17 protein-coding genes are annotated in these 16,870 nt (G+C 68.6%); 13 read left to right on the plus strand and 4 right to left on the minus strand.

The genetic code is table 11. The features are described from left to right. Positions 1 to 53 precede the first annotated feature (53 nt). Positions 54 to 527, minus strand: coding sequence for a hypothetical protein (locus AB0L57_RS02250; protein ID WP_364955719.1), 474 nt, complete (start codon positions 525 to 527; stop codon positions 54 to 56). A gap of 75 nt (positions 528 to 602) precedes the next feature. Here AB0L57_RS02250 and AB0L57_RS02255 point away from each other — a divergent pair, with 75 nt between their 5' ends. Together AB0L57_RS02255 and AB0L57_RS02260 are read left to right on the plus strand one after the other, a co-directional pair. Further along, positions 603 to 1,880, plus strand: coding sequence for an NADH-ubiquinone oxidoreductase-F iron-sulfur binding region domain-containing protein (locus tag AB0L57_RS02255; RefSeq protein WP_364955722.1), 1,278 nt, complete (start codon positions 603 to 605; stop codon positions 1,878 to 1,880). Next, positions 1,880 to 2,122, plus strand: a complete 243-nt coding sequence (locus AB0L57_RS02260) for a ferredoxin (RefSeq protein WP_364955725.1) — start codon at positions 1,880 to 1,882, stop codon at positions 2,120 to 2,122. The genes AB0L57_RS02255 and AB0L57_RS02260 overlap by 1 nt, the downstream gene beginning before the upstream one ends. Positions 2,123 to 2,248: 126 nt before the next feature. Here the strand turns inward: AB0L57_RS02260 and AB0L57_RS02265 are convergent, their stop codons facing one another. Further along, positions 2,249 to 2,995, minus strand: coding sequence for an enoyl-CoA hydratase/isomerase family protein (locus tag AB0L57_RS02265; protein ID WP_364955728.1), 747 nt, complete (start codon positions 2,993 to 2,995; stop codon positions 2,249 to 2,251). Between the two features lie 149 nt (positions 2,996 to 3,144). On the opposite strand from AB0L57_RS02265, the gene AB0L57_RS02270 reads away from it, so the two are divergent. From AB0L57_RS02270 to AB0L57_RS02290, 5 genes are all read left to right on the plus strand, one after another. Continuing rightward, positions 3,145 to 4,674 carry an AMP-binding protein gene (locus tag AB0L57_RS02270; RefSeq protein ID WP_364955731.1) on the plus strand — a complete coding sequence of 510 codons (1,530 nt, stop codon included), beginning with the start codon at positions 3,145 to 3,147 and terminating at the stop codon, positions 4,672 to 4,674. A 73-nt stretch (positions 4,675 to 4,747) separates the two neighbouring features. After that, positions 4,748 to 5,929: an amidohydrolase family protein gene (locus AB0L57_RS02275; RefSeq protein ID WP_364955734.1), complete on the plus strand. Its 1,182-nt coding sequence runs from the start codon at positions 4,748 to 4,750 to the stop codon at positions 5,927 to 5,929. A 145-nt stretch (positions 5,930 to 6,074) separates the two neighbouring features. Then, positions 6,075 to 7,502 carry a FadD3 family acyl-CoA ligase gene (locus AB0L57_RS02280; protein ID WP_364955737.1) on the plus strand — a complete coding sequence of 476 codons (1,428 nt, stop codon included), beginning with the start codon at positions 6,075 to 6,077 and terminating at the stop codon, positions 7,500 to 7,502. 164 nt (positions 7,503 to 7,666) lie between these two features. After that, the gene (locus AB0L57_RS02285; protein WP_364955740.1) at positions 7,667 to 7,804 is read left to right on the plus strand and encodes a hypothetical protein; all 138 of its coding nucleotides are present in this window, start codon (positions 7,667 to 7,669) and stop codon (positions 7,802 to 7,804) included. A 206-nt stretch (positions 7,805 to 8,010) separates the two neighbouring features. Next, positions 8,011 to 9,396: an amidohydrolase family protein gene (locus AB0L57_RS02290; RefSeq protein ID WP_364955743.1), complete on the plus strand. Its 1,386-nt coding sequence runs from the start codon at positions 8,011 to 8,013 to the stop codon at positions 9,394 to 9,396. A gap of 27 nt (positions 9,397 to 9,423) precedes the next feature. Here AB0L57_RS02290 and AB0L57_RS02295 read toward each other — a convergent pair whose 3' ends face one another. Further along, complete coding sequence (locus tag AB0L57_RS02295) at positions 9,424 to 10,251, minus strand: mycofactocin-coupled SDR family oxidoreductase (RefSeq protein WP_364955746.1); 828 nt, start codon at positions 10,249 to 10,251, stop codon at positions 9,424 to 9,426. Positions 10,252 to 10,313: 62 nt separating this feature from the next. Between AB0L57_RS02295 and mftR the strand changes: the two genes are divergently transcribed. The 5 genes from mftR to AB0L57_RS02320 all read left to right on the plus strand — a co-directional run bounded on the left by mftR (position 10,314) and on the right by AB0L57_RS02320 (position 15,149). Beyond that, positions 10,314 to 10,955: a mycofactocin system transcriptional regulator gene (gene mftR / locus AB0L57_RS02300; RefSeq protein ID WP_364955749.1), complete on the plus strand. Its 642-nt coding sequence runs from the start codon at positions 10,314 to 10,316 to the stop codon at positions 10,953 to 10,955. Between the two features lie 91 nt (positions 10,956 to 11,046). Beyond that, positions 11,047 to 12,297, plus strand: coding sequence for an amidohydrolase family protein (locus AB0L57_RS02305; RefSeq protein ID WP_364955752.1), 1,251 nt, complete (start codon positions 11,047 to 11,049; stop codon positions 12,295 to 12,297). A gap of 66 nt (positions 12,298 to 12,363) precedes the next feature. Beyond that, positions 12,364 to 12,660: a hypothetical protein gene (locus AB0L57_RS02310; protein ID WP_364955755.1), complete on the plus strand. Its 297-nt coding sequence runs from the start codon at positions 12,364 to 12,366 to the stop codon at positions 12,658 to 12,660. 111 nt (positions 12,661 to 12,771) lie between these two features. Beyond that, the gene (locus tag AB0L57_RS02315; protein ID WP_364955758.1) at positions 12,772 to 13,899 is read left to right on the plus strand and encodes an acyl-CoA dehydrogenase family protein; all 1,128 of its coding nucleotides are present in this window, start codon (positions 12,772 to 12,774) and stop codon (positions 13,897 to 13,899) included. Next, the gene (locus AB0L57_RS02320) at positions 13,896 to 15,149 is read left to right on the plus strand and encodes an acyl-CoA dehydrogenase family protein (protein WP_364955761.1); all 1,254 of its coding nucleotides are present in this window, start codon (positions 13,896 to 13,898) and stop codon (positions 15,147 to 15,149) included. Before AB0L57_RS02315 ends, AB0L57_RS02320 begins: the two co-directional genes overlap by 4 nt. Positions 15,150 to 15,166: 17 nt before the next feature. Here AB0L57_RS02320 and AB0L57_RS02325 read toward each other — a convergent pair whose 3' ends face one another. Then, positions 15,167 to 16,132 (minus strand): zinc-binding dehydrogenase, encoded by a 966-nt coding sequence (locus AB0L57_RS02325; RefSeq protein ID WP_364955764.1) that lies wholly within the window; start codon positions 16,130 to 16,132, stop codon positions 15,167 to 15,169. Positions 16,133 to 16,215: 83 nt separating this feature from the next. Between AB0L57_RS02325 and AB0L57_RS02330 the strand changes: the two genes are divergently transcribed. Then, the gene (locus tag AB0L57_RS02330; RefSeq protein ID WP_364955767.1) at positions 16,216 to 16,842 is read left to right on the plus strand and encodes a helix-turn-helix domain-containing protein; all 627 of its coding nucleotides are present in this window, start codon (positions 16,216 to 16,218) and stop codon (positions 16,840 to 16,842) included. Positions 16,843 to 16,870: the final 28 nt, after the last annotated feature.

Raw genomic sequence — 16,870 nt, forward strand, 5'->3', positions numbered from 1 at the left:
ACAGTGAGTTCCGTTGTGCTGGTGGGCTGCTCACCGGCGGCCCACCAGCGGTCTCAGATCGCGACGATGACCACTTCGGAATTGGTCGCCGCCTCGAGCGCGGTCTGGATCCGGCTCTCCGGGATGCGTGCCAGATCGGTGCGGGCCAGCCGGACGGTGAGGATGTCGAAGCCGGCCGCGTCGTGGGCACGGTCGATGTCGCCGGCGATTCCGAATCCGGCCAGGACGCCGTGGGCATCGGCGTCGGTGCCGCGGCTGACGAAGGTCACCGGTCCCGGGCGCACTCCGGCGCCGAATACCTCGGCGCACAGGGCGAGCACGGTATCCGACATCTTCTCCGTGTCGTCCCCGTCGATCAGCAATTGAATTTCGCGGCGGCGCGGCGGCACGGAATCCATCTCTGCGGCGGGCAGCGAAATTCCCGATTTCACCGCACGGATCGTGAGGTCGGACATCTTGGCTTCGAAAACGTCCCGGGAAAGTTCCCCGGCGGGATCGACATCGACCCGGATCACTGCGGTACGCATGCCGCCGATTGTAGGCACAGCATTTTCCCGGGCCGATAGTTTTCGGCCGCGGACGAGTTTTCGAAGGACGGATTGATGGATGCGATCGCGAATCCGACGGTCATCGCCCCTCCGGGGCCGGGACCGCGGATCATCGATGTGCCCGGTGATGTCGCGGGCTACCGCGCGAGCGGGGGCTACGCGCCGCTCGATGACCCCGGACACCTGCTCGAGCAGGTGGTGGCCGCCGGGCTGCGCGGGCGCGGCGGGGCCGGATTCCCGCTGGGCACCAAACTGCGTTCGGTGGCCGGGCACTGCACGCCCGGGGTACGCCCGATCGTGGTCGCCAACGGCGAGGAAGGCGAACCGGCTTCGGCCAAGGATCGCTGGCTGCTACGCCATCGCCCGCATTTGGTGCTGGACGGATTGCGTTCGGCGGCAGCGATTCTCGACGCCGATCGCGCCGTGATCTACCTGTCCGATCCGGCCGCCGCCGACTCGGTCACCGCCGCGATCGCCGAGGCCGGGCCGATGCCGGTTCCGTTCGAGATCCACACTGTCACCGCCGGTTACGTCGCCGGTGAGGAGACCGCGGCGGTGCGGTCCCTCAATGGAGGCCCGGCCAAGCCGATGGACAAGCCGCCGCGGCCGTTCTCCGCGGGCGTCGACAAGCGGCCCACCCTGATCAGCAATGTCGAGACGCTGGCGAATCTGGCGTGGATCCACCGCCACGGTGCCGAGGCGTTCCGCGCCGCCGGCACCGCCGACTCCCCCGGAACCTTCCTGGCCACGGTCACCGGCGGCGGTCGCGATGCCGCGATCTACGAACTGCCGCACGGGTTCTCGATCCGCGAGCTGCTCGCCCTGCACGGCGTGGCGGCCGATCTCGTCCACGGTGCGCTGCTGGGCGGATATTTCAACGGGCTCACCGGTGAGCGGGTGCTGGATCTGCGTCTGGACCACGAGACCCTGCGCGCCGCCGGTACCGGGCTCGGTTGCGGTGCGGTCGCACTACTCACCGAACAGGACTGCCCGGTCGCGGTGACGGCCTCGGTGCTCGAATACTTCGACCGCGAGAATGCCGGCCAGTGCGGCTCCTGTTTCAACGGAATCGCCGCCATGAGCGCGGTCGCCTCGGCCCTGCGCGACGGCACCGCCGCATCCGACGATCTGGAACGCTTCGACCGCTGGTCCACGGTCCTGCGTGGCCGTGGCGCCTGCGCCACCCTCGATGCCGCCACCAATGCGGCGCGGACCCTGCTGGACGAATTCCCCGATGCGGTGAAACGACATCGCGACGGTGGCTGCGCCACCTGCACGCACACCCCCTTCACCGCAGTGCGCCCCTTCGATGTGGAAACGGTGACAGTCTGATGCCCGACCAGCCGATCCCCGACCAATCTCCGGACCTGCGCGTCCGACTCGACCGCACCCTGTGCGACGGCTTCGGATTCTGCGCCGAACGCGCCCCCACATACTTCCCCCTCGACGACTGGGGCTACGCCTCTCTCGAGGGCGACGGCAGGGTCCCCGCCGCCGATCGCGACCACGTGCACCGCGCCCTGCTGGACTGCCCCGTCCACGCGATCATCGAAATGCGGCCGGACGAGGACTGACCTCGCACGGCGTCCACTCGGCTGTGATGGCTGCGGTCCGCCCGGATGACGGACCGCTGCCCGGTGTTGACCGATTCGCCGCGCCGAAAACCCCGCAACAGCCACATCGCCGGTATCGCGTGTCGGCTACGCCTGCGCGGTGCCGGCGGGCGCGCGGCGCGCGGCGCGATTCAGCACGCGGTCCGCGGCTTCCCAGTGCGCGTCGGAAACCCACAGGCGGGCAAAAGATTCCACCGCCTGCTCCGGCGTGGCACCGGAGACCGCCTGCTTGATCGGCACCGAGGCCGTAGTCGCCATCGAGGCCGCCAGCGCGCGCCAGTCCTGCTCGAAACTGTCGCGCGGCACCACCCGATCCACGAGACCGGCCCGCTCGGCCTGCGCCGCGGTCAGGATCGCACCGGAGCCCGCGAGCATCATGGCGCGGCCGCGACCGACCAGGGCGGCGAGCCGTTCGGCGCCACCCCAGGCCGGCATGATCGCCAGCGTCACCTGGTTGAACCCGATGGTGATGTCGGCGGCGGCGATGCGGATGTCGGCGGCCACGGCGAACTCCGCGCCACCACCGAGCGCGTGGCCGTTCAGTGCGGCGATCACCGGTGCGGGAAAGGACGCCAGCCGGTCACAGATTCCACGCATCCGCCACGCCATCTGCGCGGCCCCCTCCTCGGTGCGAATCGTGGCCAGCTGCTTGAGATCTCCCCCGGAGACGAAAGCGCGCTCCCCCGCGCCCCGCACGACCAGGACCCGGGCACCGGCGGCGGCGTCGATGGCGGTGTCGAGCTGGTCCATCGTCTCCGGCGCGATGGCATTGCGCGCCTGCGGCCGATCGATGGTCAGCACCGCGACACCGTCGTCCACCTCGAGGTCGACCATCACACGTTCTCCATTCCGGATATGTTGCTTCTCCGAATCTGAGAATATCATCTCCGTATTCGGGTTCGGAGCACCCGATCTCCCGGTGGCTGCGCGCTGCCCGAGCCCGCCGCCGACCCGCCACCCCCGTAGGGCATTGGAGTTCGAGCATGCGAAAGATCCCGCAGCAGTTGGCCGACCGGTACGAAGCCCAGGGCTTCTGGACCCGCGACACCATGGGCGACGTCCTCGCCCGCGGCCTGTCCGGTGCGCCCTCCGTCGGCTTCCGAGTGCATTCGCGACAGCGCCCGTGGTCGGGCACGGTGGGCGAGGTGGAGCGCATCGCCCGCCGCCTGGCCGCCGGCCTGCGCGAGCGCGGTGTCGGCCCCGGCGATGTGGTGGCCTTCCAGCTGCCGAATTGGATGGAGGCCGCCGCGACGTTCTGGGCCGCGTCCTTCCTCGGCGCGACCATGGTGCCGATCGTGCACTTCTACGGGCGCAAGGAACTCGGCTACATCCTCGACGCGGTGCGCCCGAAGGTGTTCGTCACCGCGGAACGCTTCGGCACCATGCAGTTCCAGCCGGACCTGTGCGAGCACGTGCCGATCGTCGGTGTCGTGGACCGCGATTTCGACACCTTGCTGGCACCGCGGGAGATGTCCGGCGTCCTGCCGGTGGATCCGGATTCACCCGCGTTGATCGCCTTCACCTCCGGCACCACCCGCGACCCCAAGGGCGTCGTGCACAGCCACCGCAGCCTCGGCTTCGAGACCCGCCAGCTCAGTGAGCACTTCCCGCCGGATCTGGGGGCCCAGCTCACCGCGGCGCCGGTCGGGCATTTCATCGGTATGGTCAACGCCCTGCTCATTCCGGTCCTCGACGGCGCCGCGATCAATCTGCTGGACGTGTGGGATCCGGGCCGGGTGCTGAGCCTGATGACCGAATTCGACGTGACGGTCGCCGGCGGGGTGCCCTATTACCTCACCAGCCTGCTCGACCATCCCAGCTTCACCGACGAGCACCTGCGTCGGATGAAATACGCCGGGCTGGGCGGAAGTTCGGTGCCACCGGCGGTCACCACCCGGCTCACCGATCTGGGCATCATCGCCTACCGCGCCTACGGCAGTACCGAACATCCGTCGATCACCGGATCCAGCTGCTTCGATCCGCAGGACAAGCGGCTCTACACCGACGGCTGCCCGCTGCCGGGTGTGGAGATCCGACTCTCCGAGGACGGCGAGATCTTCAGTCGCGGGCCGGATCTGTGCCTGGGCTACACCGACGAGACACTCACCGCCGCGGCCTTCGACGACGACGGCTGGTACCGCACCGGCGATGTCGGCCACCTCGACGACGACGGCTATCTCACCATCACCGACCGCACCACCGACCTGATCATCCGGGGCGGAGAGAACATCAGCGCGGTCGAGATCGAGGATCTGCTGCATCGCATGCCCGCGGTCGCCGAGGCCGTCGTGGTCGCCGCGCCCGATCCCCGGCTCATCGAACACGCCGCGGCGGTGGTGCGGCTGCGCCCCGAGGCCGAAACACCCAGCCTGGCCGATGTTCAGGCCCATCTCGCCGCATCGGGCCTGGCCAAACAGAAGTGGCCGGAGGAGCTGCACATCGTCGAGGACTTTCCGCGCACCCCCAGCGGCAAGGTCCAGAAGTACCGCGTGCGCGCCGCCGTCGCCGGATAGGAACCGCCGCGCACGACATTGCAACACGCAAATTCGGAGAATATGATTCTCCTAACGAACAAAGGAGACTCTTATGACCAAGCTCGAGCTGCCGTATCAGCTGTTCGACGCCGACAACCACCTCTACGAGACCAAAGAGGCCCTCACCCGGTACCTGCCGAAGGAATTCGAGGGGGCCATCCAGTACGTGGAGCTCAACGGCCGCACCAAGATCGCGGTTCTCGGGCAGATCAGCGAGTACATCCCGAACCCCACCTTCGAGGTGGTCGCCCGGCCCGGCGCGATGGAGGAGTACTTCAAGAACGGCAATCCGGAGGGCAAGAGCCGCCGGGAGATCTTCGGTAAGGCGATGCGCTCGATTCCCGCCTTCCATCAGCCGGGTCCGCGCCTGGAATTGATGAACGAACTCCAGCTCGACCGCACACTGATGTTCCCGACACTGGCCAGCCTCATCGAGGAGCGCATGCGCCATCACCCCGATCTCATTCACGGCGTGGTGCATTCGCTCAACCGGTGGCTGCTCGAGGAGTGGGGCTTCAACTACAAGGACCGTATCTTCACCGTGCCGGTCGTGAGCCTGCCGATCGTGGACAAGGCCATCGAGGAACTGGACTGGTGCGTCGAGAACGGCGCCAAGGCGATTCTGGTGCGCCCCGCACCCGTTCCGGGTCTGCGAGGACCGCGTTCGTTCGCCCTGCCCGAGTTCGATCCGTTCTGGAAGCGAGTGGTCGAGCACGACGTCCTGGTCACCATGCACTCCTCCGACAGCGGCTACTCGCGATTCAACGCCGAATGGGAGGGCAGCAATCTGGAGATGCTGCCGTTCAAGACCAACACCTTCCGGATGACCACCGAATGGCGGCCGATCCAGGACGCGGTCGCGTCCTGGGTGTGCCACGGTGCGTTGTTCCGGCACCCCGAGCTGAAGGTCGCCGTCATCGAGAACGGCGCCTCCTGGCTCGGACCGCTGCTCGAGAACCTGCAGGACACCTACAAGAAGGCGCCCGAAGGCTTCGGCTTCCAGGACCCGGTCGAGGCGGTCAAGCGCAGCATCCACGTCAGCCCGTTCTGGGAGGAGGATCTGCAGGCGATCGCCGACCTGATCGGCGTGGAGAACGTGCTGTTCGGCTCGGACTACCCGCATCCGGAGGGGCTGGCCGAACCCGCTCGCTACATCAACGAGATCAAAGACATGCCGCTGGCCAACCAGGAAAAGATCATGGGCGGCAACCTGGCGAGGCTGCTGAAGGTATGAGCGGTCGGGTGCGCGGCACAGGCGACGGCCACGGAGCAGGCAGTCCGCCTGATCGCGCGGCGCACCGGAAGGGCCGCGGCCGAACACAGCGGCGCCGGCGCGGTGTCACCACACCGCGCCACGCACACACCTCGGAGGGCACCGCATGACTTGGGAGACCATCCCGCAGATGGTCGCGTCCTGCGCCGACCGCTTCGGCGACGCCGAAGCGGTCGTCGACGGCGATCTGCGGCTGAATTACACCGAACTGGTGGACCGGGTGCGGCGGGCGGCGGGCGCCTTCGCGCAAGCCGGCGTCGGCAAGGGCGACCGCGTCGCGATCTGGGCACCCAATTCCGCGCCGTGGATCGTCGCGGCACTCGGACTGCTCACCGCGGGCGGTGTGCTCGTTCCGGTCAACACCCGGTTCCGGGAAGCCGAGGCCGCCGACGTGGTCGGCCGCAGCGGTGCGAAGTTCCTGCTGGTGCAGCAGGGCTTCCTCGGGCGCGAGCACACCGGCCCCGAGGGTGTGCCCGTGATCGACCTGGCCTCCGATTTCCTCTCCAGCGGTTCACCTTTCGAACGCGAGACGGCCGGCACCGACATCTCCGACATCATCTACACCTCCGGGACCACCGGCCGGCCCAAGGGCGTGATGATGAACCACCAGCAGAATCTGCGGCTCTACACCGAATGGTGCGAGCTCGCCGATCTGCGCGAGGGCGACCGCTATCTCGCGGTCAACCCGTTCTTCCACACCTTCGGGTACAAGGCCGGGATCCTGGCCTCGTTCATCCGGGGCGCGACCATCCTGCCGGTGGCGGTCTTCGATGTGGACCGGGTGTGCGAACTCGTTGCGCGCGAACGGATCACGATGCTGCCGGGACCGCCCACGCTCTATCATTCGCTGCTCGGCGCACAGGAACGCTACGACCTGTCATCGCTGCGGGCGGCGGTCACCGGCGCCGCGGACATCCCGGTGGAGCTGATCCGGCGGGTGAAGACCGAACTGCCGTTCCGGTCGATCATGACCGGTTACGGCCTCACCGAGGCCGGTACCGCGACGGCCTCGCGACCCGGTGACACCTTCGAGCAGATCGCCACCACGGCCGGAACCGCGTGTGACGGTGTCCAGGTGCGCATCGCCGGTGACAGTGAGGTGCTGCTGCGCGGTTACACCGTGATGCAGGGCTATCTCGACGATCCCGCGGCCACGGCCGAGGCCATCGACGCCGAGGGCTGGTTGCACACCGGCGATCTCGGCAGTCTCGACGAAGGCGGGCGGCTACGGATCATCGGGCGCAAGAAGGACATGTTCATCGTCGGCGGGTTCAATGCCTATCCCGCCGAGATCGAGGGTTATCTGCTGCAGCACCCCGCGGTCGTGCAGGCCGCGGTCATCGGAGTGCCCGACGACCGGATGGGGCAGGTGGGCAAGGCGTTCGTCGTCACCGGCGCGCCACTGTCGGAATCCGAGCTCATCGCGTGGAGCCGGGAGAACATGGCGGGATACAAGGTGCCCCGCACGGTGGTGTTCCTCGACGAACTGCCACTGGGCGCGACCGGAAAGGTGATGAAAGACCAGCTGCGGTGATCGTCGTCCTCCGCACTCGGGTCCCGGACCGGACGCCCCGGGACGTGGGTCGCGCTACCGCAGCGGGTGTGCACGGGAGCCGGGCCCGCGGCTACCCACCGACTCCGGTTCCCGTGCGCGATACCGGTTGCCCGCGGTCTGTACCGCGGCATCACAGAACGGCGGTGACCACAATGACCACCCGCGGCGCGGACACCGCGGATCTCCGATTCGCCTGTCTGGACCTGGATTCCGAGGGCCGGCCGCGGCGGCCGCTGACCGGGCCGGCGGATCGCGTCGAGCCCACCGGCGGACCGGCCTGAGCCGCCGGTAGCACTCACCTCGCCGAGGAGACCAGTCGAATGGACAGCACAGACTCTGTGGCACCGATCTCGGCCGCGACGCCGCGACCGCGCCGGGCGCCCGATCTCCGGACCGGCGGGCCGGCCTCGGCATCGCACCATGTTCGTACCCGGGCGGCCGCCGGAGCCACGGACTTCACCGGTCCGGCCGGCGCGGGTGGTGTCGCATGCTGATCCGCGATGCCGTGATCTTCGGCAGTGACCACACCGACATCCGCTGCGAACGCGGCACCATCACCGAATGCGGTACCGGGCTGCGGCCGCGTTCCGGCGAGGACGATATCGATGCCCGCGGCGGCTGGCTGGTGCCGGGCCTGCACGATCACCATCTCCATCTGCGATCGCTGGCCGCGCGTACCGAATCGGTCCCGGTCGGGCCGGAGCGGATTCACGGGACCCGCGGGCTGGCGACCCGGTTACAGGAGGCGGCCCGGCAGGCTCCTGGACACGCGTGGATCCGCGCGGTGGACTACCACGACGATGTCGCCGGTGCGATCGACCGATGGGCGCTGGACAGCATGGATGTGGGCCGCCCGGTCCACGTCCAGCATCGCTCCGGCGCACTGTGGATTCTCGATTCCAGCGCCTGCGCACTGCTGGACGTGGACAACTGCCACCTGCCGGGGGTGGAGCGCGATCCCGAGGGCCGGATCACCGGCCGGCTGTGGCGGATGGACACCTGGCTGGGCGACCGGCTGGGCTGCCTGGCGCCCGATCCCGCCCCGGTCTCGGCGGTGGCGGCCGGGCGCGGAATCACCGGATTCACCGACGCCACACCGGATCTCACCCGGCCCGAGGTCGGCACCCTGGCCGCGGCGGTACTCGACGGGCGGATCGTGCAGCGCGTGTGCTGTATGGCCGAACCCGATATCGAGGATCCACGCGTCGAGCGATTCCGCCTGGGGCCCACCAAGATTCTGCTCGACGACGCCACCCTGCCGGAGCTCGACGATCTGGTGGTCCGGTTGCGGCGGCTGCACAGTGCGGGCCGCGCGGCCGCGGTGCACTGTATGAGCCGGGTGCAGCTGATTCTCGCGATGTCCGCGTTCGATCTGGCCGGTGTCATCGCCGGTGACCGCATCGAACACGGTGCGGTGATTCCCTCCGAGGCACTGACCTGGTTGCGGCGCAACGACATTCCGGTGATCACACAGCCGCACTCCTCGATCGAGCGGGCGCCGCGGTACACCGGCACGGTGCCCGCCGAGGATCGCGGCGATGTATGGCGGCTGGGTTCGCTGCTCGCCGCCGGGGTGGGAGTGGCGGCCGGAACCGATGCCCCCTTCGGCGATCCCGACCCGTGGGCGGCGATCCGGGCCGCCGTCGACCGGGCTCCCGGCCGCCCGGCCGCCGAGGCATTGTCACCGGCGACGGCCTTGTCGCTGTTCTTCGGCACCGCCGCCCGCCCGCACATCCCCCGCACGATCGCCACCGGTCACGCCGCGGACCTGACCCTGTTGCGGGTTGCTCCCCGAGACCTCGGTGCTGCGCTCGATTCGACGCCGGTGGCCGCGACGATCATCGCCGGCGAGGTTGCCTACCATGCCGGTTGACCGCTGCCTCTGCGGTGCGGGGTGTGCTCACAACGCCAGTCCGCCGTCGACCGGGACGATCGCGCCGGTCATGGCCCGGCTGTCACAGCCGGCGAGAAATGCCAGTACATCGGCGATTTCGGCCGGTTGCAGCACTCGCCCGACCGGCTGCTGAGCACCGAGCCGAGCAGCGTCGGCGCCGTACAGGCGCGCGGTCTCGTCGAGCAGCGCGGTATCGGTCGAGCCTGGGCTCACCGCGTTGGCGGTCACCCCGGTGGAGCCGAGTTCCGCGGCCAGCGCCCGGATCAGCCCCGCCACACCGGCTTTCGCGGCGCAGTAGGCGGCCAGCTGCGGCAGTCCCTTGGTGGCCGCGGCCGAGGCCACCGCCAGGAACCGGCCCGAGCGCGGTTCCGGCCGAGCCAGCAGCGCCGGAACGGCGGCGCGGGCCAGATTCACCACACCGCCCAGGCAGATGTCGATGACCGCCTGCTGGCGCGCACGCGGCATCTCCCACAACGATGTCCCGCCCGCGATGACACCGGCGGCGGCAACGGCCGCGTCCAGCCCGCCCCAGGTGTCCACGGCCTCGGCGACCGCGGCCTCGGTCGCGTCGGGATCGCGGACATCGGCGCGGAAACCGCGTACCGCACCGACCCGGTTGACCCGCCCGGCCGCCTCGGCGACCACCGTGGCCAGCTGCCCGGGAGTACCCATCGCGTAGTCGAGCGCCGGATCGTCGGCGGCGACGTCGACCGCCAGCACCGACCAGCCGCGTTCGGCGAGGGCGAGTACCGTCGCCGCGCCGATCCCCCGCGCCGCGCCGGTCACCACCGCGACCCGGCGATGTTCCGATCCCCGCTCAGGCACCCAGGCCATACCGCCACCCACACCCATCGAAAACTGAAAATATCATTCTCGCATTAAGATAATGTCATCCCGTGCCAGAAACAAGACCGTCGCGTCGCGGCCGCCCACCGGAGACGAGCGCCCGCGCGCTCGAGGTCGCCGCCCTGCTCCTGTTCGGCGATCAGGGATTTCACGACACCACGGTCGAGCAGATCGCGGCCGCCGCGGGGGTCAGCCGGCGCACCTTCTTCCGCTACTTCGATTCGAAGACGGAGGTGCTGTGGCACGAATTCGACACCGAGGTCGAGACCATCCGGACCACCCTGACACACGCGCCCACCGATGTACCGATCATGGCCGCGATCCGGCACGCGGTCCTGGCCGCGAATCACTATCGCGCCGAGGACGTACCCGAACTGCGTCTGCGCATGCATCTGCTGTCCTCGGTACCGGACCTGATCGCCAGCGCCGCAGTACATTACGACGCCTGGGAGCGGGCGATCAGCGATTTCGTGGCCACCCGCACGGGCCGGCCCGCGCACTCGCTGTACGCACTCGGTGTCGGCCGGGCCACGCTGGCGGTCTGCCGCTCGGCCTACGACCACTGGACCGAGCGCGCCGACGACGATCTGACCGTCTATCTCGACACCGCGCTGCGCGGGCTCGAATCCGGCTTTCGCGACGAGATCCTCTTGTCCCCGGCACATCGGGTGTATCGTCACAGCAAGCAATGAGAGTACGATTCTCCTGCAGAGAGATTGTGCATCTCATGAAGCCGCCGGCCCGGACCGGTCACCGCCGTTCGCACCAGTACCGAGGAATCGCATGAACATCGACGACATGATCCTGGTCAGCATCGACGACCACGTGGTCGAGCCGGCCGACATGTTCGACCGTCACACGCCGAAGAAGTACGCCGAATACGTGCCCCAGTTGCTCACCAGCGAGCAGGGCATCGACCAGTGGACCTATCGCGGCAAACCGGTCGGCGTCACCGGACTCAACGCGGTGGTCGGCTGGCCCAAGGAGGAGTGGGACAAGAACCCCGCCCGGTACGCCGAGATGCGGCCGGGGGTGTACGACATCCACGACCGGGTGCGCGACATGAACGCCAACGGCGTGTTCGCCTCGATGTGTTTCCCCACCTTCGCCGGCTTCAGCGCCGGGCACCTGAGCCAGTTCAAGGACGAGATCACCGTCGCGATGATCGAGGCCTACAACAATTGGCACATCGACGAGTGGTGTGCCGCCTATCCGGGCCGGTTCATCCCGAATGCCATTCTGCCACTGTGGGATCCGCAGCTGGCGGTGGCCGAGATCCAGCGCGTGGCGGCCAAGGGCTTCCACGGCGTCACCATGTCGGAGATTCCGCATGTCGAGGGCCACCCGTCCTATCACGACATCGAGTTCTGGGGTCCGGTCTTCGCCGCACTCGCCGATACCGGACTGGTGATGAACCTGCACATCGGCCCCGGGTTCCGGGCGCTGAACATGGCTCCGGACGCACCGATCGACAACCTCATGGTGCTGGCGCCCAGCGTGTCCCAGATCGCGATCCAGGATCTGCTGTGGGGTCCCGCCCTGCGCAGCTACCCCGGCTTGAAGATCGCCCTGTCCGAGGGCGGCGTCGGCTGGATCCCCTACTTCCTCGACCGCTCCGACCGCCACTACACCAACCAGAAGTGGCTGCGGCGCGACTTCGGCGGCCGGATGCCCTCGGATGTGTTCCGCGAGCACGTGATGGCCTGCTATGTCACCGACCCGACCTCACTGAAGCTGCGCCACGACATCGGCATCGACAACATCGCATGGGAATGTGACTATCCGCATTCGGATTCGCTGTGGCCCGACGCTCCGGAATTCGTGCTCGCCGAACTCGACGCGGTCGGTGCCGACGATTCCGATATCGACAAGATCACCTGGCGCAACGCCTGCCGATTCCTGAACTGGGAGCCGTTCACCCACACCGCGCGGGAACAGGCGACCGTCGGAGCACTGCGCGCGCAGGCCGCCGATGTCGACCTCACCGTGCGCCCCCGCAAGGAGTGGGAACAGCTCCACGCACAGCGCGCCTGAGACAACCTGGCGCACAACCCGACAGACTCACCGGCACGACAGACAGGCACCACAACCATGCAGATGATGGTCTTCTCCACCCCACGCGAGGGCATGGATGACGAATACAACACCTGGTACAACGAGGTGCACATTCCGGAACTGCTCCAGATCGACGGGCTGAAGTCGTGTTCGCGCTACCGGGCAGCGGAGTTGGAGGGACAAGGCGCCACCCATCGCTATCTGGCCGTCTACGAGATCGATGGTGATCCGGCGGCCGTATTCAAGCAGATGCGGGAGAACTCGACATCGGGCCGCTCGACCCTGAGTCCCGCTCTCGATCCGAAGGCCACCCAGGTCACCTTCTGGGAGCCGATCCAATAGAGCTCCGGTCGCCACCTCCTCGGTGGCGACCGGCCACCACCTCGTCTGCCGCGCACCGGACCACCTGTCCCGCAGTGATTCCCGCGGCAGGCCCGTGCCGAAGGACCCATTGTGCCCCTCGACCCGTCCGCCGATCAGCGCCTGTTCCGGACCACCACCCGTGATTTCCTGGCCGGCACCGTCCCCATCGAATCCGTACGGCAACTCGCCGACTCCGAACACGGTTTCGATCGGGACTGGTGGCGCCGCGGTGCGCAGCTGGGCTGGACCGCACCCCTCGTACCGCCCGATCTCGGTGGCGGCGCCGTCTCCGATATCCCGATGACCGATCTCGCGCTGATCGCCGAGGAGTTCGGCCATGCCTGCGCACCCGGACCCCTGATCACCGTGAACGCCGTGCTCACCGGATTGTTGTGCAGCACAACCGATCTCGCGGCAACCATCGGTGAGATCGTCGCGGGCGAGCAGATCGCGGTGTGGGCGCATTACGAGCCCGGCGGGGGCCTGTGTCCCGATTTCGAGACCGCCGCGACGCCGGACGGTGCGGGCTTCACACTCTCCGGAGTCAAGGATCGCGTGGAATTCGGAGGACGGGCGGACCTGCTGCTGGTCGACGCGCGGGGCCCGGACGGGCCGGTGCAGCTGCTGATCGCGACCGACGCCCCCGGGGTGACCGTCACACCGTCGTGGACGCTCGATGTGGTGCGGCGTTCGGCGCGAGTGGTTTTCGACGACGTCACCGTGGCGCCCCAGGCGGTGGTCCACCGCGACCCGGCCGCGGCGGCGGCGGCGGTGCAGGCACAATTGCTCGTCGCGGCCGCGTTGTCCGCGGCGGAGATGACCGGGGCCGCGCGACGAGCCTTCGACATCACCGTGCGGTGGATGTTCGACCGCTACACCTTCGGCCGACCGCTCGCCTCCTATCAGGCGCTCAAACACCGTGCCGCCGATATCGCCACCACGCTGGAGGCCTGCCACGCCACCTCGTGGGCGGCGGCGAACAGTTTCGGCGAGGATCCGGCCGCCTCCGCCGCGGCCGCGAGCGTCGCGAAGTCCTACGTCGGCGCGGTCGCCGGCGACATCGTGCAGGAATGCATCCAGATCCACGGCGGCCTCGGTGTCACCTGGGAACACGATCTGCACCTGTATCTGCGGCGGGTGACCCTCGGCCGCGCTCTCTACGGCACCCCGGCCGAACATCGCCGCCGCCTCACCGACCTGCTGGAGTCCGCCGCATGAGCACTACTTCCGAAACCGGTACCACCGCAATGGAATCGGTGGACAGCTTCCGTGACCGCGCTCGCCGCTGGCTGAAGGACACCCTGCCACCCGCACCGCCCATCCATTCCGGCGAGCAGAAATCACCCGAGGTCTGGGCGCGCTCCCGCGAGTTGCAGCGCATCCTTCACGACGCCGGATTCGCGGGAATCTGCTTCCCGGCCGAATACGGCGGGCTCGGGCTGACGCCGGCGCACCAGCATGCCTTCACCGAGGAGTCGCGGCCCTACGAGATGCCGCTCGCGCTCAATATTCCGACCCTGACCATATGTGCCGCAACACTTCTCGATATGGGCAACGAGGAGCAGAAGCGCGTCCACATCGCGGCCGCCCTGCGTGGCGAGGAACTGCTGGTGCAGTTCCTGTCCGAACCGCGCGGCGGATCGGATCTGGCCGGACTCACCACCCGCGCCGATCGTCGCGACGACGGCTGGGTGATCAACGGCTCGAAGATCTGGAGCTCGGGCGCCTACGCCGCCGACTACGGGCTGTGCCTGGCCCGCACCGACCCGACGGTTCCCAAACACGCCGGGCTGACCATGTTCCTGGTGCCGGTGAACTCCCCCGGCCTGACCATCCAGCGCATCACCCAGGTCGACGGCTCCACCGAGTTCTGCCAGGAATTCTTCGATGATGTCTTCGTCCCGGCCGACGCGATCGTCGGGGAAGTCAACGACGGCTGGACGGTGGCGAGCCGACTGCTGCTGCACGAACGCAATGCTGTCGGCGGTGGATCACCCTATGCCAGCGGGGCCCTGCAGCATGCGGGCCGCGATGTCGGCGCATTGATCGAATCCGCCCGGCGCACCGGACAACTCGACGATGTGCGGGTCCGAGAGGACATCGGCGAGGCGCATGCCATGAATCTGGTGCAGAACCAGCTCATCGCCCATATCGGCGCCCGGATCGCCGCCGGAGATCTGGCACCGGCCGGCGGATCCATCGCGCGATTGTTCAGCGCCCGCAATGCCTGGCACCAGGCCGACGCCGCCGTGCGCATCGCCGGCGCCACCGCGGCCACCGGCGACGAGATCGGTGGACCCGGTCTCGGCCAGGCCGGACAGGAGTACCTGTACCGCCAGGCCTGGAGCCTGGCCGGCGGCAGCACCGAGATGGCGCGCAACATCATCAGCGAACGCGTACTCGGCATGCCGCGGGAATACGCCGCCGACCGGGATGTGCCGTTCAAAGATGTCGAACACGGGCGTTAGCCGCAGTGCGGCGGATGTCACGACGGGGTGAGCACGATCCGGCCGAACACCTCACCGGCGGCCATCTTCCGGTGGGCGAGCACCGCGTGATCCAGGGACAGTCGCTCGTGCACAACCGATTTCAGCTCACCGCGCGCGGCCGCGCCGAACAGTTCGATGGTCGCGGCGCGCCGCTGCGACGGCGCTGTGGTGTCGGCGCTGAACGTGGCGAACGACAGTGACTTCTTGAAGGTGGCCAGCATCCGCGCGCCGAAGTCCGCCGGGGGCAGGCCGCCCATCGCGCCGACAACCACCATCCGGCCGTTCGGTTCGAGCCTGTCGAAGAACGACGGCACGTCCGGACCGGCCACGATATCGACGATGACGTCGTAGCCCGCGGGGGCATCCGAGGCGCCCGCGCCCGCGCGGTCCAGGACGTGCGTCGCACCGAGTTCGCGCAGGTGGTCACCGCGTGCCGCCGAGGAGGTGGTGACCGCCACCGCAGCGGCGCCGGCTCGGACCGCGAGCTGGACCGCCATCACTCCGATACCACCGGCGGCACCACGCACCAGTACCGACTCACCGGGTGCGAAATGAGCGTGCCGCAGCGCGAAATGGGCGACCATACCGGAGGTGCCGAGTGTCACGGCATCGGCGCCCGACAGCTCCGCCGCGAGCGGAATCAGCGTATTCGCTTGGACTACAGCGTATTCGACATAACCACCGCCCTCCCCCGTGAACGCCCATACCCGCCGGCCGACCCATCCGGTATCCACACCGGCACCCGCGGCCACCACGGTGCCGGCGACCTCGCTCCCGGGAATGTGACCGGGCGCGAACCCATATCCGGCCAGCTCGCCGCCGCGGATCAGGGCGTCCAGCCCGCCGACACCGATCGCCTCGGTGGCGATCACCACCTCCCCCGCGGCCGGCACCGGATCGGGGACCACTGTCACCGTGAGCCCCTCGGGACCACCGAACGACTCGATCATCACTGCTCGCATTGCTCGTCTCCGTGTTCTGTTCGATCAGGACCGATCAGCGGACCGTAACGGACGCCCCCGTCCGTTTAGCTAAAGTGAGAGTGGTGACCACGCGTTCGACTCATATCCGGCGCTCGGACGCCCGCGACAACCGCGACCGCATTCTCGAGGCCGCCCGCGAGGTCTTCGTCGCCGAGGGACTCGACGCACCGATCCGGGAGATCGCCCGCCGGGCCGAGGTCGGCCCCGCCACTCTCTATCGACATTTCCCGACCAAGGAGGTCCTGGTCGCGGAGGCGTTCACCGACCAGATGCTGGCGTGCCGGTCCATCGTGGACGCGGGGCTGGCCGACCCGGATCCCTGGCACGGTTTCTGCCGCGCGATCGAGGAACTCTGCGAGGTGTATGCCCGCGATCGCGGCTTCACCGCGGCCTTCATGTCCACCTTTCCGCACGCGATGGACTTCGCGGCGCTGCGTACCGCGGCGCTGAAGGGCGCGGCCGAACTGCTCCGCCGCGCCAAGGCCACCGGCCGCGCACGTCCCGATATCGTCCTCGACGACATCATTCTGATGATCATGGCCAACAACGGAATTCACGCGGCCGGCCCGCGGGCCCGGATCGCGGCCTCCCGTCGTTTCGCGGCACTGATGATCGACGCGTTCGCCACCTCGCCGGAGCTCTCGCCGCTCCCGCCGGTGCCCCGGCTGATGCCCGGAGCGCCCGCATAGGAAATCCCTATGCCGCCTGCTGCAATTC

This window comes from Nocardia sp. NPDC052254, from assembly GCF_040679495.1.
Lineage (GTDB): Bacteria > Actinomycetota > Actinomycetes > Mycobacteriales > Mycobacteriaceae > Nocardia.

Coding starts and splice junctions, on each gene's coding strand:
- AB0L57_RS02250 (WP_364955719.1), bottom strand. CDS start 527: ATGCGTACCGCAGTGATCCGGGTCGATGTCGATCCCGCCGGGGAACTT.
- AB0L57_RS02255 (WP_364955722.1), top strand. CDS start 603: ATGGATGCGATCGCGAATCCGACGGTCATCGCCCCTCCGGGGCCGGGA.
- AB0L57_RS02260 (WP_364955725.1), top strand. CDS start 1,880: ATGCCCGACCAGCCGATCCCCGACCAATCTCCGGACCTGCGCGTCCGA.
- AB0L57_RS02265 (WP_364955728.1), bottom strand. CDS start 2,995: ATGGTCGACCTCGAGGTGGACGACGGTGTCGCGGTGCTGACCATCGAT.
- AB0L57_RS02270 (WP_364955731.1), top strand. CDS start 3,145: ATGCGAAAGATCCCGCAGCAGTTGGCCGACCGGTACGAAGCCCAGGGC.
- AB0L57_RS02275 (WP_364955734.1), top strand. CDS start 4,748: ATGACCAAGCTCGAGCTGCCGTATCAGCTGTTCGACGCCGACAACCAC.
- AB0L57_RS02280 (WP_364955737.1), top strand. CDS start 6,075: ATGACTTGGGAGACCATCCCGCAGATGGTCGCGTCCTGCGCCGACCGC.
- AB0L57_RS02290 (WP_364955743.1), top strand. CDS start 8,011: ATGCTGATCCGCGATGCCGTGATCTTCGGCAGTGACCACACCGACATC.
- AB0L57_RS02295 (WP_364955746.1), bottom strand. CDS start 10,251: ATGGCCTGGGTGCCTGAGCGGGGATCGGAACATCGCCGGGTCGCGGTG.
- AB0L57_RS02305 (WP_364955752.1), top strand. CDS start 11,047: ATGAACATCGACGACATGATCCTGGTCAGCATCGACGACCACGTGGTC.
- AB0L57_RS02310 (WP_364955755.1), top strand. CDS start 12,364: ATGGTCTTCTCCACCCCACGCGAGGGCATGGATGACGAATACAACACC.
- AB0L57_RS02320 (WP_364955761.1), top strand. CDS start 13,896: ATGAGCACTACTTCCGAAACCGGTACCACCGCAATGGAATCGGTGGAC.
- AB0L57_RS02325 (WP_364955764.1), bottom strand. CDS start 16,132: ATGCGAGCAGTGATGATCGAGTCGTTCGGTGGTCCCGAGGGGCTCACG.